15 protein-coding genes and 2 pseudogenes are annotated in these 14,251 nt (G+C 65.6%); 12 read left to right on the forward strand and 5 right to left on the reverse strand.

The features are described 5' to 3' along the window. Positions 1-13: 13 nt before the first annotated feature. Positions 14-370: pseudogene (locus C2R25_RS21180) on the reverse strand (hydantoinase B/oxoprolinase family protein); the annotation flags it as partial. A 167-nt stretch (positions 371-537) separates the two neighbouring features. On the opposite strand from C2R25_RS21180, the gene C2R25_RS15530 reads away from it, so the two are divergent. Continuing rightward, the gene (locus C2R25_RS15530; RefSeq protein ID WP_103730069.1) at positions 538-1,707 is read left to right on the forward strand and encodes an aminotransferase; all 1,170 of its coding nucleotides are present in this window, start codon (positions 538-540) and stop codon (positions 1,705-1,707) included. A gap of 1 nt (position 1,708) precedes the next feature. After that, positions 1,709-2,209: a GNAT family N-acetyltransferase gene (locus C2R25_RS15535; RefSeq protein ID WP_103730070.1), complete on the forward strand. Its 501-nt coding sequence runs from the start codon at positions 1,709-1,711 to the stop codon at positions 2,207-2,209. A gap of 32 nt (positions 2,210-2,241) precedes the next feature. On the opposite strand, the gene C2R25_RS15540 is transcribed toward C2R25_RS15535, so the two are convergent. After that, a complete protein-coding gene (locus C2R25_RS15540; RefSeq protein WP_103730071.1) occupies positions 2,242-3,756 on the reverse strand; it encodes a replicative DNA helicase in 1,515 nt (504 codons plus the stop codon). A 155-nt stretch (positions 3,757-3,911) separates the two neighbouring features. On the opposite strand from C2R25_RS15540, the gene C2R25_RS15545 reads away from it, so the two are divergent. The 4 genes and pseudogenes from C2R25_RS15545 to C2R25_RS21055 form a co-directional block, all read left to right on the forward strand. Further along, complete coding sequence (locus C2R25_RS15545) at positions 3,912-4,394, forward strand: UPF0262 family protein (protein ID WP_103730072.1); 483 nt, start codon at positions 3,912-3,914, stop codon at positions 4,392-4,394. A gap of 7 nt (positions 4,395-4,401) precedes the next feature. After that, positions 4,402-5,115: a glycoside hydrolase family 25 protein gene (locus C2R25_RS15550; RefSeq protein ID WP_103730073.1), complete on the forward strand. Its 714-nt coding sequence runs from the start codon at positions 4,402-4,404 to the stop codon at positions 5,113-5,115. Beyond that, the gene (locus tag C2R25_RS15555) at positions 5,112-5,540 is read left to right on the forward strand and encodes a cytidine deaminase (protein WP_103730074.1); all 429 of its coding nucleotides are present in this window, start codon (positions 5,112-5,114) and stop codon (positions 5,538-5,540) included. The genes C2R25_RS15550 and C2R25_RS15555 overlap by 4 nt, the downstream gene beginning before the upstream one ends. Positions 5,541-5,661: 121 nt before the next feature. Continuing rightward, positions 5,662-6,057 (forward strand): annotated as a pseudogene (locus tag C2R25_RS21055) (RBBP9/YdeN family alpha/beta hydrolase); the annotation flags it as partial. 284 nt (positions 6,058-6,341) lie between these two features. Here the strand turns inward: C2R25_RS21055 and C2R25_RS15565 are convergent. The 3 genes from C2R25_RS15565 to C2R25_RS15575 all read right to left on the reverse strand — a co-directional run bounded on the left by C2R25_RS15565 (position 6,342) and on the right by C2R25_RS15575 (position 8,984). Beyond that, on the reverse strand, positions 6,342-7,484 hold the full coding sequence (locus C2R25_RS15565; protein ID WP_103730075.1) for a M14-type cytosolic carboxypeptidase: 1,143 nt from the start codon (positions 7,482-7,484) through the stop codon (positions 6,342-6,344). Beyond that, positions 7,481-8,119, reverse strand: coding sequence for a DUF4136 domain-containing protein (locus C2R25_RS15570; protein WP_146049678.1), 639 nt, complete (start codon positions 8,117-8,119; stop codon positions 7,481-7,483). Before C2R25_RS15570 ends, C2R25_RS15565 begins: the two co-directional genes overlap by 4 nt. 112 nt (positions 8,120-8,231) lie before the next feature. After that, positions 8,232-8,984, reverse strand: coding sequence for a DUF4136 domain-containing protein (locus C2R25_RS15575; protein WP_103730076.1), 753 nt, complete (start codon positions 8,982-8,984; stop codon positions 8,232-8,234). A 209-nt stretch (positions 8,985-9,193) separates the two neighbouring features. Between C2R25_RS15575 and ykgO the strand changes: the two genes are divergently transcribed. The 6 genes from ykgO to C2R25_RS15605 all read left to right on the forward strand — a co-directional run bounded on the left by ykgO (position 9,194) and on the right by C2R25_RS15605 (position 14,229). After that, positions 9,194-9,319, forward strand: a complete 126-nt coding sequence (gene ykgO, locus C2R25_RS15580; protein WP_003046794.1) for a type B 50S ribosomal protein L36 — start codon at positions 9,194-9,196, stop codon at positions 9,317-9,319. Between the two features lie 89 nt (positions 9,320-9,408). Continuing rightward, the gene (locus tag C2R25_RS15585; RefSeq protein WP_103730170.1) at positions 9,409-10,080 is read left to right on the forward strand and encodes an HAD family phosphatase; all 672 of its coding nucleotides are present in this window, start codon (positions 9,409-9,411) and stop codon (positions 10,078-10,080) included. A 74-nt stretch (positions 10,081-10,154) separates the two neighbouring features. Beyond that, a complete protein-coding gene (locus tag C2R25_RS15590; protein WP_103730077.1) occupies positions 10,155-11,591 on the forward strand; it encodes a circularly permuted type 2 ATP-grasp protein in 1,437 nt (478 codons plus the stop codon). A 16-nt stretch (positions 11,592-11,607) separates the two neighbouring features. Beyond that, positions 11,608-12,555, forward strand: a complete 948-nt coding sequence (locus C2R25_RS15595) for an alpha-E domain-containing protein (RefSeq protein WP_103730078.1) — start codon at positions 11,608-11,610, stop codon at positions 12,553-12,555. Positions 12,556-12,566: 11 nt separating this feature from the next. After that, the gene (locus C2R25_RS15600; RefSeq protein WP_103730079.1) at positions 12,567-13,430 is read left to right on the forward strand and encodes a transglutaminase family protein; all 864 of its coding nucleotides are present in this window, start codon (positions 12,567-12,569) and stop codon (positions 13,428-13,430) included. A gap of 61 nt (positions 13,431-13,491) precedes the next feature. Next, entirely contained in the window at positions 13,492-14,229 is a 738-nt protein-coding gene (locus C2R25_RS15605; protein WP_103730080.1) for a proteasome-type protease, read from the forward strand. Positions 14,230-14,251: the final 22 nt, after the last annotated feature.

A 14,251-nucleotide genomic window follows, 5' to 3' on the forward strand; every position in this document is an offset into this window, starting at 1 on the left:
CGCAGTAGTCCGGAAGGTGGCCGCCGCCATGGTCCGGGTCGTTGGCCAGGAAGACGTCGCCCGGGCCCCAATCGTACCGCTCCTGATTCATCAAGCCCCAGCGCGTCTCCATCTGGTTGACGAAGGTGAGGTGCGGCGTGCCCACTGCGCCCATCGCGAGCCGGCCGTGGGCATCGACGATGGCGGCGTTGCGCTCGTTCGACTGGTTGATGATGGGCGAGGAGGCCGCGCGTCCAAGGTACGTGGCGCTCTCGAAGCAGACCGTCTCGAATGCGCCGCGGATGATGTCGGCCGTGACGGGATCGACCGTCGCGGACGTCGGGAGGGGATCGCGGCGAGCGGCCAGCCTGCGGTTCAATTCGTAGGACATGCGTGCATTTCCTCTTCCCGGCAAAGCATCGGGCAGAGGTCCGGGATAGGACCGGGCGCCGCCGCGTTCTCGACAGACGGCGCCGAGGGCCGTGCAAATCGCGAAACCGCGCGTTAAGCGCGCAAGGAAGCGCCCGCGTGCCTGCGCCAAGGGAGTACACTGCCGCAATGAAGATTCGAAGCCGGATCCATCCCCTATACGCCGAGATGGGCACGACCGTGTTTGAGCGGATGTCCGCGCTGGCACGGGAGCTCGGGGCCGTGAACCTCGGGCAGGGATTTCCGGACGGCCCTGCGCCGCCTCCTCTGCTGAAGGCGGCGCAGGATGCGCTTGTGGAACGCTCCAACCAATACCCGCCCAGCGGCGGGTTGCCGGAACTGCGCGCTGCCATCGCCGACTTCTACACGGCGCAGCAGGGGCTCGACCTTGACCCGGCCGACGTGGTGGTGACATCCGGTGCGACGGAGGCGCTGGCGTGCGCGATCTTCGGCCTCGTCCAGCCGGGAGACGAGGTGATCCTCTTCCAGCCGGCCTACGACGCTTACGCCCCGCTGGTGCGGCGTGCCGGGGGAACCCCTGTCTCCGTGCCGCTGAAGCCTCCCGCGTTCCAATACGAAGCCACTGCGATCGAGGCGGCGGTGACACCCCGGACGCGGCTTCTGGTGCTGAACGATCCGCTCAATCCCTCCGGAACCGTGGCGAGTGCCGAGGAGCTGGGGACCATCGCGCGGATCTGCATGGCCCACGATCTCGTGGCGATCTGCGACGAGGTCTGGGAGCAGGTGCGCTTCGACGGCCAGCGGCACCGCTCGCTCATGGACATGCAGGGCATGGCCGAGCGCTGCGTGAAGATCGGCTCCGCAGGCAAGATCTTCGGCCTCACCGGCTGGAAGATCGGCTGGATCGTGGCCCGGGGGGACCTCGCCGTGGCGCTTGGCCGGGTTCACCAGTTCCTGACTTTCACGACGCCGGTGCCGCTGCAATGGGCCGTGGCCGCCGGGCTGGGCATGACCGACGTGCTGGACGAACTCCACGCCGCGTGGGCGGCCTCGCGACAGCGGCTAGGGAAGGGGCTGGAGGGCGCAGGGTTTGCCGTTCTCCCGAATGCGGCCACCTGGTTCCTGTGCATCGATCTCGCTGCATCCGGCATCGAGCTGGATGACCGGACCTTCAGCGAACGGGCGGTGCGCGAAGGAGGCGTGGCGACCGTGCCCGTCAGCGCCCTCTTCGAAGGCGAAGGGGCGCCGACTCACCTCGTGCGGGTCTGCTTCACCAAGCCCGATGCCGTCGTGGACGAGGCGGTCGCGCGACTGGCGAACTGGCGGACGAGCCTGTGACATGAGCGGTCTTGCATGGAGAGCGATGGAGCCTGCCGACATTCCCGGCGTGGTGGCAACGGCGGCGGCCTGCTTCCCGGATCACTTCGAGGCGCAGGGCTGCTTCGAGGAACGGCTGGCGCTGTTCCCGCAAGGCTGCTTCGTGCTCGCCTCGGGCGAGGAGGTACGCGGATATCTCATCGTCTATCCCTGGCCTGATGGCGCCGTGCCGCCGCTCAATTCCGCCCTGGGCGGGCTGCCCGACCAGCGCGAGGCGTTTTATCTCCACGATCTCGCACTGCAGGATACCCTGCGCGGCAAGGGGCACACCCGGCCCGTCGTGGAGCAGGCAGCCGCGATGCTGCGGGCGATGGGTGGGCGCAGCCTTGCTCTCGTCTCGGTTAACGACTCGGTGCCGTTCTGGCGCGCGATGGGCTTTGAGCCGGTCGTCCCCGATGCCAGCCTCACGGCGAAGCTGGCAAGCTACGGGGAGGATGCCCGGTATATGGTGCGTGCGCTTTAGGAAGCCAGCTCGCCGCCGGCCACGCCGCCCGATCAGTCGCTTTCGAATGCGGCCCGCATGTCATCGGGCGCAAGGTCCGAGAACTTGGTGATGCGCGCTTCGAAGCGCAGGCGCACCTTGCCGGTGGCACCGTGACGCTGCTTGGCGATGATGAGTTCGGAAAGGCCGGTGACCTCCTCCATCCGCGCGCGCCAGGTTTCCCACTTGTCCTTGACGTCCGGACCGTCGGTGTCGCTCGGGAACTTCGGCTCCGTCGCTTTGACGTAGTAATCCTCGCGGAAAACGAACCAGACCATGTCGGCGTCCTGCTCGATCGAGCCCGATTCGCGAAGGTCGGAGAGCATCGGCCGCTTGTCGTCGCGCTGTTCCACCGCACGGGAAAGCTGGGACAGCGCGATTACCGGAACGTGCAGTTCCTTTGCCAGCGTCTTCAGGCCGCGCGAGATCTCCGAGATTTCGTTGACGCGGTTGTCGGTGGCACGGCCCGAACCCGTCAGCAGTTGCAAGTAGTCGATGATGACCAGGCCGATGTTGTGGCGGCGCTTGAGCCGGCGTGCGCGGGTGCGCAGCGCCGCGATGGTCAGGCCCGGCGTGTCGTCGATATAGAGCGGCAGTTCGGCAAGACGCTGGCTCGCGAAGGATAGGGACTGGAAGTCCTCGCGGCTGATCTTGCCCATACGCAGCGCTTCCGAACTGATGTTCGACTGCTCGGCAAGGATACGGGTGGCCAGCTGGTCGGCGCTCATTTCGAGGCTGAAGAAGGCGACGGGCGCGCCCACCGATTTTTCCGGCGGAATGCCGTCGCGCACGGTGTCGTCGACATAGCGCTGGGCGGTGTTGAAGGCGATGTTGGTGACGAGCGAGGTCTTGCCCATGCCGGGGCGACCGGCAAGGATGATGAGATCGGAATCGTGGAGGCCGCCGATCTTCTGGTTCACCGAGGTCAGGCCTGTGGTCTTGCCGGAGATGTGGCCGCCCGAATTGAACGCCTTCTCGATAGCCTGGATGGCAGTGCGCGTGGCGGCGCCGAAGCTCTGTGCCTCGTTCTGCGTCGCGGCGCCTTCGGCCACCTTGTAGAGCGCCGCCTCGGCCTGCTCGATCTGCTGCAGCGGTTCCACCGACTCCGAGGTGTCCATGGCGCTTTCAACGAGGTTGCGGCCGACCGAGATCAGTTCGCGCAGGAGAGCGAGATCGTAGATCTGCTCGGCCAGTTCACGCGGGGCAAGCAGGCCCTGTCCGTCCGCCGTGAGGCGGGCGAGATAGGAGACGCCGCCCAGCGCCTTGAGCGATTCGTCCGCCTCGAAATAGGGGCGCAGCGTAACCGGCGTCACCACCGCCTTGCGGTCCAGCAGCTGCAGGATGCGCTCATAGACGCGGGCGTGGACGGGTTCGAAGAAGTGCTGTGGGGTCAGCGGGGTCTGCAGTTCCTCGATCACGCGGTTGTCGATCAGGACGGCGCCCAGGAACGCCGCCTCGGCTTCGACGTTGGCGGGCAGGGCGCGGACTTCCGCGGTTTCGGGGCGGGCGAGGAGAGCAGACTGTGCCATAAGCGCGGGACAATGCTCCGGGCTCGCGCGCGGAGCAAGCGGTGCCAGGGGCGATATTATTCCACAGCTTGTGGATGCCGCCCGCGCTGCCGGGTTTGGCGTCGTCGTCAGCCACTTGCCCAGCCATGCCGCTACCGCGTAAAGGCCGAGCGACCATGTCCGACCCGCGCCTCTCCCATATCGAGCTCGACGACGCGACCATCCTGTGGCGCAACGCCGACATCGAACAGGAGCGTCGCATTGCCGTCTTCGACCTCATAGAAGACAACGTCTTCAAACCTTTGCGCTCGTTCAACGGCGGGCACAAGGGGCCGTACCGGCTGCGGCTGTCGGTGCGCGACGGGCGGCTTTCGCTGGAAATCGCATCCGAGGAGGGTGCTCCGCTGGAGACACTGGTGCTCGGCCTGGGCCGCTTTCGCAGGCCGATCCGGGAATATTTCGCAATCTGCGAGAGTTACTATCAGGCGATTCGCAAGGCGACCGCCCAGGAGATCGAAACCATCGACATGGCCCGTCGCGCGATTCACAACGAAGCGTCCGAACTGCTGATCGAGCGCCTCAAGGGCAAGGTCGAGACGGACCATGCCACGGCGCGCCGCCTGTTCACGCTTATCTGCGTCCTGCACATCCGCGGCTGACGAACCGATGGCGCGCAAGGGAAAAGCCGCGAGCGGCGGCGGTCGAATGATGTGGCGCGTGCTCGGGGCGGCGCTGCTTCTCGCCATCGTGGCGGGGGCCTGGGGCTGGTGGCACTTGCGGCACTGGACGCCGGAACGCGCCATCTATCCGCTTCAGGGCGTGGAGATCGGCGCTGTGGACGGCGACGTGAGCTGGCCCGCGCTGAAAGCGATCGGGGCGGACTTCGCTTACATCGACGCCAGCGCGAGCGCCTTTGCGCGCGATCCCGGCTTCGTGCGGAACTTCGAGGCGGCAAAGGCAGCCGGGATGCAGGTGGGTGCCTTGCACCGGTACGACCCCTGCCAGCCCGCCGGGACTCAGGCTGCCAACTTCGTCACCACGGTCCCACGCGATGCCAGGTTGCTCCCTCCCGCCGTCGAACTGGATATGCTGGCGGATGCCTGCCCGGTAAAGGTGTCGGAAGCGCGGGTAGAGAGCGAGTTGATGACTTTCCTCAACCAGGTCGAGACGCATACCGGCAAGCCCGTCATCCTCAAGGTGACGCCGGCGTTCCAATCGCGCTATTCCATCGCTCACAAGCTCGATCGCAATCTGTGGCTGGTTCAGGACCGTCTCGAACCCGGCTACGCCGGGCGGCCCTGGACAATGTGGACGGCCAACCACGCGCTCGCCAACGAGGTTGCGCAAGGGGGGCTGCGCTGGGTAGTCGTGCTGCCATGACTGACACCCGGGACACCCTCATCGCCGCCGCCCGCAACGCCGCGGCTTCCGCTTACGCGCCCTATTCCAACTTCCACGTGGGCGCGGCGCTGCTGCTCGCCGATGGGACCATCGTGACCGGCGCCAACGTCGAGAACGCGAGCTATGGCCTTTCGCTCTGCGCCGAGACTGTTGCCGTTGCATCGATCCTTGCGAAGGGCGATCGCCCGGCGCTTGAGGCGGTGGCGGTGACCGGCGGGGCTCCCGGCGCGCCGGGCGAGGGGGCGCAGGTGACGCCCTGCGGCCGCTGCCGCCAGGTGCTGAACGAGATCGCGCAGCTTGGCGGAACGGACCCGGTGATCTGGTGCGATGGAGGCGGCGTCGTGCTCGAGACGCGCCTTTCGGATCTTCTTCCCCATGCCTTCGGACCGGCGAACCTCACCTGAGCGGCCGGCGCCTGCCGGGAACGAAACGTCGCGGGGTGAATTGTCTATCTCAGAGGTTGAGATATAGCTCGCCTCGTCCCGGTGCAGATCACGTGCCGGCAAACGATGGACGGAGATTGCCATGGCTACCCTTCGCGCTTCCCGCGACGACACGACGCCGCTGATCCTGCTCGTACCTGGAACTCCGCTGTCGTCAGGGCACTGGATGAACCGCTGGGCACAGCTGAGCGAGCATTGCCAGCTGGTGGAGCTCGGCCTCTGGGATGAGCCGCATCGCAACACATGGGTGAACAAGCTCAATCTCGCGATCCACCGCGCGGGTCGACCCGTGGTCGTTGTGACGGACGACATTGCGGCTCTCGCTCTCGCCTGGTGGGTCGAGTACGAAGAGCAGGCGGACGACGGCACGGTGCTGGGCGCGCTGATCGTCGATGCTCCCAACGTGGATCTGCCCGGCGCCGATCCGCGCCTCGCCGCCTTCGGTGCCTGCCCACGTCAGCCGCTGCCGTTCACCTCGTTTCTTGTTGGCGATCTCGACGGCGGAGCGCAGCGCTCCATGCTGCGGCTAGCCCGCGACTGGGCGCCTGCCCCATCGCGGATGAGCCGCGCGGCGAATGGTCGGAGGGCTGGATCCTGCTGCAGTCCATCGTGGGTGCGTCGCACGGCGAACTCGCGGAGCCGCAGTGGGCGCACCGCCCGTCGAACGACGATCATCGTCGCCGCGCCGCCTTCTGACCCTGAATCCAAACGAGGGCCGGCAGATCCGCCGGCCCTCGTCCCAGTGTTTTGTCGAAGACCGGCTCAGGCCGTCTCGCGTTCGATCAGCCATTCGAGCAGGGCGCCCATGCAATCGCGGCCCAGCTGCGCGGACCGTTCCGGGCTCCAGCCCTGGCGCGGGTCGGCGGCCTCGAGGTGGTCCTTGAAGGGCATCTCCAGCGTCATCGTTACCGCGCCGAAGCGCTCGGCCAGCTGGTTCGTCGACATGGTCAGATTGCCCGTGCCGGGCCGGGTGAGCGGATAGCCGAGCTTCGTCTGAAAATCCGGCGTGCGCCGCTCAAGCAGCGCGGCGTAGCGGGCATAACCGGCCTGCTGCGTGTCCTTGAGCGAGGGGATGCCCTCGAACCCCGCAAGGAACACGGCGGGAATGGCTTCGTCGCCGTGAACGTCCATGGCGAAATCCACGCCGGTCTGGTCCATGGCGTCGCGGAGCGCCAGCACCTCGGGCGACCTTTCGGCCGAAGGCTCGGCCCACTCGCGGTTGAGGTTCACGCCTGCGGCGTTGGTGCGCAGGTGCCCCCGGCGGGAGCCGTCCGGATTGGCGTTCGGCACGACGTGGAAGCGGCAGCGCTTGCGCAGTTCGCGCCCGATCGAACTGGCGGGGTCGGCCAGAAGCTCCAGAGCGCCTTCCATCCACCATTCGGCCATGGTTTCGCCCGGGTGCTGGCGTCCATAGAGCCATACCTGCGTGGAACCGGTGCCCATCTCAAGGCAGTCGATCGGCTGGCCATCAAGGGTCACGCCGAGGGCGCGGTGCGTGACGCCTTCGGCGAGTGCGACGTTCGCCACCAGATCGTGATGCCGCTCCATCGAATAGGGGGCGAAATAGGCGAACCACGCCAGATCGCCTTCCGGCCTGTAGCGGATGGTGAGAGTGCCAGCGTCCGTCTTTTCCTCGAAGCTGCTGGCGGCGCGGGACCAGAACTCCCGGTCTTCCGAAACGACGGCGTCGTAACCTGGCCAGCCCATCGGATAGGCCGAGGCGGCGAGACCGCTGATACGCAGCGTCAGTTCGCGCCCAGCCGCGCCCGACACGCGGAAGTGGAACCACTGGAAGAAGTCGGACTGATAATCCCTGCGGATGGTGAGATGGGCCTCGGCACCATCGACGGAAACGACTTCGATGTTGCCGGAATCGAAGGCGGCGCTGATCTGTATGTCGGTCATTTCACCTGAATAGTTTCGCCCGACTGCCCCGGGAACCCCTTGAACAACGCTTCGGCAACTTTCGCCGCGCCAAGCGGCGCCTGCGCGAGCGGCGAATCGCTCCTCACCACGAACGCGGCGCGCCCTTCCCACAAGGCTGTCGCGGTGGATGCTGCGTTGCGATCCCGGATGGAGACGAAAACGCGCGTTTCGACCTGCTCCTTGGGGGCGCCGGAAAGATCGAAACCGATGCCCAGCCCTACGCCCGATCCGTACCCGCCGGTGGCGCCGCCGACGCCCACCGACACAGGACCGCGCGACCGCTGCGGCTGATACCGGTTGCGTTCGAGCGTCAGCAGGGCGACCTGACCGGTCGCGGCTTGCCCCGGAAGCGGTTCCGTATAGCCCACCCGTGTCAGCTCCTGCGCCACGGCGCTGGCATAGGTGCGAAATTCAAGGCCGTCAGCTTGCCCCGGCGCGGGCTCTACCCGGATGGTGCCCCGGCCGAGGCGGGTCGTGTCAGGCGCATGGAACCGCGTGACTTCCACCGGGCCCACGGGTGCAACGCACGCCGACAGAGCAAGCGCGGCGAAGGAGGGTGCCAGCGCGGCAAGCCGCTTCAGGGGGAAAGGGACGGGAAGGGTGCGCTGGCTCATCTATCCTCTCCAAGCATGACAGTTCCCCGTCGGTGCATCCGCTCAATGCCATAAACAAGCCAGGACCGGGCACGGTTTCGCCCGCCCGGCAAAAAGGGCCTGCGGTTTCGCCTCAGCTGGCACGGCCCTTGCCCGAGGGGGCGAGGACATCCGCCTTGGGGAACTCGTTGAAAAGGGCGTTGGCCAGCTTGGTGGCGATCATGCCGTCGGGCCATTTGCCGTCACCTTCGCGCGTGGCGATCGTCGCGTAAGCCTCCCACAGGACCTTGCCGGTCTCACGGTCGATGATCTGCGTATCGAGGCGGGTGGCGACGAGGGCGGAGCGCGGCTTGGACAGATCGACGTTTATTCCGAGGCCGTAGGACTGGCCATGAGTGCCCACTTCCATGGCGGCCACGCCGCTGACGGGGCGATGTTCTTCCTCAGCGGGGGTCAGGACCTGCCGGGATATGCGCAGCTTGGCGATCTGCGGCTGGGCAACGTCCGGGTGAAGCGTGTCGTAGCCCGCGCCGACAAGCGCGTCGATGACGGCGGCTTCGTATGTCCGGCGCAGACTCGCCTCGACAAGGCCGCCGTCACCCGATTCGGATTGGACTGACACAGGCCCCTTGCCGAGGCCGGCGGCTGCCGGATCCGGACTGACGAAGCGGGTGACCTCGACCTTGCCTTCGCGGCTGTCCGCGTTGCGGCTGGCCGCGGGCCTGGACATGCGCTGCGAATCGCGCAGCGGGTCGTTCCAGCCGGACCGTCCCCAGGTGCCGCCGCGCGTGGAGCCCCAGCCGGGACCCCACTGCGCCTGAGCCGGGATGGCGGTAAGCATGGCGGCGAGGCCGGCGGCGATTGCTGCGCCTTTAAGCGTTTTCATGAAGATAAAGGTCCGAATTCCGGTGGCGTGGCGCGACCAAGCCGCTTTATGTAGGCGTCAGCTTGCCCGGAGATGAATGAGAGATAAGGCAGCGGGGCGGACCCTGCAACGCCGGCTGCCGCTTGACTTTATCCGGCGCTCCCACTAACGGCCCGACTTCGAATTTCCGGCGGTCGGTAACCGCCAAGACGACACGGACGAGATAGACCATGAAGATTCGCAACAGCCTGAAGTCGCTCAAGGACCGTCACCGGGACAACCGCGTGATCCGTCGTCGCGGCCGTACCTACGTCATCAACAAGACCAATCGCCGGTTCAAGGCCCGCCAGGGCTGATCCTGAAGCCTGCCTTCCAGGGCGGGCGACTACAGGGCGGACGGTTTCGTCACGTGCATGAGGCCCCCGCCATCCGCGGGGGCCTTGTCATGTCTGCGATCAACCCAGTTCATCCGCCCGTCGAGGCTGTCGTCTTCGATGTCGGCAAGGTCCTGATCGAGTGGGACATGCGCCTGCTCTTCGCAAAGCTCATCGACGATGAGGAGCGGCTCGACTGGTTCCTGGCAAACGTGGTGACCCAGGACTGGCATTTCGAGCATGACGCCGGGCGCGAGCTTGCGGAGATGGTGGCCGCCCGCAAGGCCGAGTTCCCCGGCCACGACGCCTTGCTCGACGCTTACGCAACGCGCTTTGCAGAGACGATTCCCGGCAACATCCCGGGCAGCCACGAAATCGTGCGCGAGCTGGCCGGCAACGGCGTGCCGCTTTTCGCCATCACCAACTTCGCAAGCCCGTTCTGGCATGGCTATCGTGCCGGGGAATCGCTGTTCGACCTTTTCCGGGACATCGTCGTCTCGGGCGACGAGAAGATCGCCAAGCCGGACCCTCGCATTTTCGATCTTGCGTGCCGCCGCTTCGGCCATGCGCCCGCAGCCATGCTCTTCATCGATGACAACGCGGCCAACATCGCGAGTGCCCGCGCTCTTGGGTGGCAGGTGCACCACTTCCACGACGCCGAGGCGTTGCGTGCCGATCTTGCTGCGCGGGGCCTGCTCCGTTCGGAAACGGCGGACCATGCCGCTGCCGCTGTCGCGGAATAATCTTCGCGGGTGCAGCAGAAGTTCTTGGCAAGCTGTCATCACTGTTGCACAACCCGTGCAACAGCGGAGACACGATGGCGGCCGAAAGCGGAACGAAGTTCGATGAGATGCTTGCTGCGGACGGCTCTGTTCGGCCGGCTTACGCGAACTTTCGCCAGTGGTTCGACGGGCAGGATACGGAGTGGCTGCGTCGCCAGGACGCCGAGGCCGAACGCTTCTTCCGCCGCATCGGCATCACCTTCAACGTCTATGGCGAGGATGCGGGTGAAGAACGGCTGATCCCGTTCGACATGATTCCCCGCATCATCACCGCTCCGGAATGGCGCAAGCTGACAAGGGGGATCGAGCAGCGCGTGAGTGCGCTCAATGCGTTTCTCCATGATCTATACCATCGGCAGGAGATCATTCGGTCGGGCCGCCTGCCAGTGGAAGCGCTGCGCAACAACGAAGCGTTCCTGTCGCAGATGATCGGCTTTACCCCGCCCGGCGGTGTTTACACGCACATCGTGGGTATTGACCTTGTCCGCACCGGGGCGGACGACTTCATGGTGCTGGAAGACAACGCCCGCACGCCGTCCGGCGTCTCGTACATGCTCGAGAACCGGGAGACGATGATGGCGATGTTCCCGGAACTGTTCACGCGCATCCCGGTGCGGCCGGTGTCCGACTACCCCCGCCGGCTGGTGCGGTCGTTGCGGGCCTGCGCACCGCCCGGGTGGAAGGGGGACAAAGGGCCCGTCGTTGCGGTTCTGACGCCTGGCATCTACAACTCCGCCTATTTCGAGCACGCGTTTCTGGCCGACCAGATGGGCGCGGAGCTGGTGGAAGGCAGCGATCTGCGGGTCATGGATGGCCGTGTCTGCATGCGCACGACCACCGGATACAAGGCGATCGACGTCCTGTATCGCAGGGTGGACGACGATTACCTCGACCCCCTGACGTTCAATCCGAATTCGGTGCTGGGCGTGGCCGGCATCTTCGATGTGTACCGCGCCGGCGGGGTGACCATCGCCAATGCGCCCGGGACCGGCATCGCCGACGACAAGGCGATCTACAGTTACATGCCGGAGATCGTGGAGTTCTACACCGGCGAAAAGCCGATCCTCCAGAACGTGCCGACGTGGCGGTGTTCGGAAGCGGATTCGTTGGGCTACGTGCTCGACAATCTCTCCGATCTCGTCGTCAAGGAGGTGCACGGCTCGGGCGGCTACGGGATGCTCATCGGGCCCACGTCCTCAAAGAAGGAACTTTCCGACTTCGAGGCGAAGCTGCGCACCAAGCCCGGGAACTATATCGCCCAGCCAACGCTCTCCCTCTCCACGGTGCCGATCTTCGCCCGGGAAGGGCTGGCGCCACGACACGTCGATCTTCGCCCCTTCGTCCTCGTCTCTCCCGAGGGTGTCGATATCACGCCCGGCGGGCTTACCCGTGTCGCGCTCAAGAAAGGATCGCTGGTGGTCAATTCGTCGCAGGGAGGCGGGACGAAGGACACCTGGGTGCTGGACGAGTGACCGGAGGCGATTTCTGATGCTGGGGCGTGCCGCGAACGGCGTTTACTGGATGAGCCGCTACCTGGAGCGGGCGGAGAATACCGCGCGTCTGATCGACGTGGGCTTTCACCTCGCCCTCACACGTGGAAGCCGGCAGTCGCAGGACGAGGAGTGGAAGTCGGTTCTCATCACCACCGGCCAGCTCGAGAGCTATTGCGCCCTTCACAACACCTTCACCGGCCCGCAGGTCTTCAATTTCCTGCTGCGGGAAAAGAGCAATCCGGCGTCCGTCCTGTCGATGGTGGAGAATGCCCGCACCAACGCGCGCCTCGTCCGCACCAGCCTGACCAACGCCGTGTGGGAAACCACGAACGAGGGCTGGATGTGCTTGCGCGACCTGCTTTCGCGTCCGGTGCGTGAAACCAGCCTGGGTGAAGTCCTGATGCAGATCCGCCGCACCGGAACGCTGGTGCGCGGCGCGCTTGAGGGAACGATGCTGCGCAACGAGGTCTTCAACTTCTCGCGCATTGGTACCTTCATAGAGCGTGCAGACAGCACCGCGCGCATTCTTGACGTGAAGTACTACGTGCTGCTGCCGTCCGCAGCCTGGGTGGGGTCAAGCCTCGACAATGTGCAGTGGGACACGCTGCTGCGCTCGGTCGCGGGCAATCGCGCCTACTCCTGGCTGAACGCGGGCGCCATGGACCCGCGCGGCATCGCCCGGTTCCTGATCCTGGACGAGCAGTTCCCGCGCAGCCTGGTGTTCTGCTATGAAAAGATTGGCAGCAACATGGCCGGGCTGGCCAAGGAATACGGTCGCGAAGGGCCAGCACACGCCCTGCTGCGCGATTCGCGCGCGAAGCTGCACCAGACTACCATCGACACGATCTTCGACGCTGGCCTGCACGAATTCCTGCAGGAGTTCATTGGCAAGACCGTCGAACTCAGCAGCGCCATCGCCGCTGATTACCGGTTCATCGAATAGGAGGGGTCGACGTGCTCCTGACCATCAAACACACCACGCGCTACGTCTTCGCTGACAAGGTGACCCACGGCCTGCAGCGGCTGCGGCTGAAGCCGAAGTCCACTCATGGCCAGGACGTGATCGAGTGGCGGATGGATATCACCGGCGCCACACCGCAGGCATCATACGAAGACCAGCACCACAACCACGTCGATCTTGTCTCCATTGATCCCGGCAGTCCCGAAGTGGTGGTCACCTGTGAAGGGACGGTGCGCACCGTTGACAACCACGGGGTGATCGGAGCCAACACGGGTCTGATGCCGCTCTGGTGCTTCCTGCGGCCGACGCCCCTTACGAAGCCCGGGCCGAAGGTGCGGCAGCTGCTGGCAGGCATAGAGGCGGATCGGACCAATGTGCTCAGTTACCTGCACACCCTGTCGCGCGTCATCGGGGAGCAGGTGGAATACGTCCCCGGCACGACGGACGCGCAGACCACGGCGGAGCAGGCGCTGTCGGCGGGGAAGGGCGTGTGCCAGGATCACGCGCATATATTCCTGGCGGCAGGGCGCCTGATCGATATCCCGATGCGCTACGTCGGCGGATACCTGCGTATGGACGACAGGGTGGAGCAGGAGGCCGGACACGGCTGGGCCGAAGCCCATGTCCCGGGTCTGGGCTGGGTGGGATTCGATATATCGAACGCCATCTGTCCCGATGAGCGCTACGTGCGCGTCGCCAGCGGCTGCGACTATTCCGAAGCCGCCCCGATCACCGGCATAACGCGGGGAGCGGGGGAAACCCGCCTGCACGTTCATGTAACGGTAGGTGAGAATCAGGTAGGACAGCAGCAGCAGCAATCCACCTCGGATGGGCAGCAGCAGGTGCAAGGCGGCTGAAAAGGGCCGCCCCGCGCCGTGGGGGCGCGGGAACGGGTCGCGTAGGGTTCAGAAGGTAGAAATGACTTATTGCGTCGGCATGATGCTTGATCGGGGGCTTGTCCTCATGAGTGACACTCGAACGAACTCGGGCGTCGACAACATCTCAACCTTTCGCAAGATGTATCACTGGGAGGTCCCCGGCGAGCGGATCATCACCGTGATGAGCGCCGGCAATCTCGCCACCACGCAGTCTGTCATCAGCCAGTTGGAAGACCGGAACAAGGCGCCGTCGGAGCGACATAACTCCCTTCTGGAGGCGCCTACGATGTTTCGGGTGGCCTCCATCGTCGGCAACCTGCTGCAGGACATCATTTCGGAACGCGCCTCGGACAATGGCCAACGCGCGGCGGGAACCTTCAGCGCGTCCATGATCGTGGCCGGGCAGATCAAGGGCATGGAACCGCGGCTCTTCCTGATCTACCCGGAAGGTAACTTCATCGAAGCCAGCTTCGATACGCCGTTCTTTCAGATCGGGGAGACCAAGTACGGCCGGCCGATCCTCATCCGCGGCTATGACCGCACCATGAGCTTCGAAAGCGCGATCAAGCTGCTGACCGTTTCGTTCGATTCGACGCTGAAGGCAAACCTGTCGGTGGGGCTGCCGCTCGATCTTCTGGTGATCGAGCGGGACAAGTTCGCCCCTCTTCACGAACGCCGGATCGACGAGGCGGACCCGTACTTCCGCTCCGTCTCGACCAGCTGGAGCGAGGCGCTGCGTCACGCCCTTGACGGCCTGCCGAACTACCACCTGGACTGATGCTCCCGGGCCGACGCGGCGC

This window comes from Novosphingobium sp. HII-3, assembly GCF_002916655.1.
In the GTDB taxonomy this organism is placed as follows: Bacteria; Pseudomonadota; Alphaproteobacteria; order Sphingomonadales; family Sphingomonadaceae; genus Novosphingobium; species Novosphingobium panipatense.

Excerpts from the sequence above, each read along its gene's own strand:
- C2R25_RS15530 (WP_103730069.1), top strand. The coding sequence starts at position 538 with ATGAAGATTCGAAGCCGGATCCATCCCCTATACGCCGAGATGGGCACG.
- C2R25_RS15575 (WP_103730076.1), bottom strand. The coding sequence starts at position 8,984 with ATGAAAACGCTTAAAGGCGCAGCAATCGCCGCCGGCCTCGCCGCCATG.
- C2R25_RS15595 (WP_103730078.1), top strand. The coding sequence starts at position 11,608 with ATGCTGGGGCGTGCCGCGAACGGCGTTTACTGGATGAGCCGCTACCTG.
- C2R25_RS15555 (WP_103730074.1), top strand. The coding sequence starts at position 5,112 with ATGACTGACACCCGGGACACCCTCATCGCCGCCGCCCGCAACGCCGCG.
- C2R25_RS15550 (WP_103730073.1), top strand. The coding sequence starts at position 4,402 with ATGGCGCGCAAGGGAAAAGCCGCGAGCGGCGGCGGTCGAATGATGTGG.
- C2R25_RS15585 (WP_103730170.1), top strand. The coding sequence starts at position 9,409 with ATGTCTGCGATCAACCCAGTTCATCCGCCCGTCGAGGCTGTCGTCTTC.
- C2R25_RS15545 (WP_103730072.1), top strand. The coding sequence starts at position 3,912 with ATGTCCGACCCGCGCCTCTCCCATATCGAGCTCGACGACGCGACCATC.
- ykgO (WP_003046794.1), top strand. The coding sequence starts at position 9,194 with ATGAAGATTCGCAACAGCCTGAAGTCGCTCAAGGACCGTCACCGGGAC.
- C2R25_RS15565 (WP_103730075.1), bottom strand. The coding sequence starts at position 7,484 with ATGACCGACATACAGATCAGCGCCGCCTTCGATTCCGGCAACATCGAA.
- C2R25_RS15605 (WP_103730080.1), top strand. The coding sequence starts at position 13,492 with ATGACTTATTGCGTCGGCATGATGCTTGATCGGGGGCTTGTCCTCATG.
- C2R25_RS15535 (WP_103730070.1), top strand. The coding sequence starts at position 1,709 with ATGAGCGGTCTTGCATGGAGAGCGATGGAGCCTGCCGACATTCCCGGC.
- C2R25_RS15540 (WP_103730071.1), bottom strand. The coding sequence starts at position 3,756 with ATGGCACAGTCTGCTCTCCTCGCCCGCCCCGAAACCGCGGAAGTCCGC.
- C2R25_RS15590 (WP_103730077.1), top strand. The coding sequence starts at position 10,155 with ATGGCGGCCGAAAGCGGAACGAAGTTCGATGAGATGCTTGCTGCGGAC.
- C2R25_RS15570 (WP_146049678.1), bottom strand. The coding sequence starts at position 8,119 with ATGAGCCAGCGCACCCTTCCCGTCCCTTTCCCCCTGAAGCGGCTTGCC.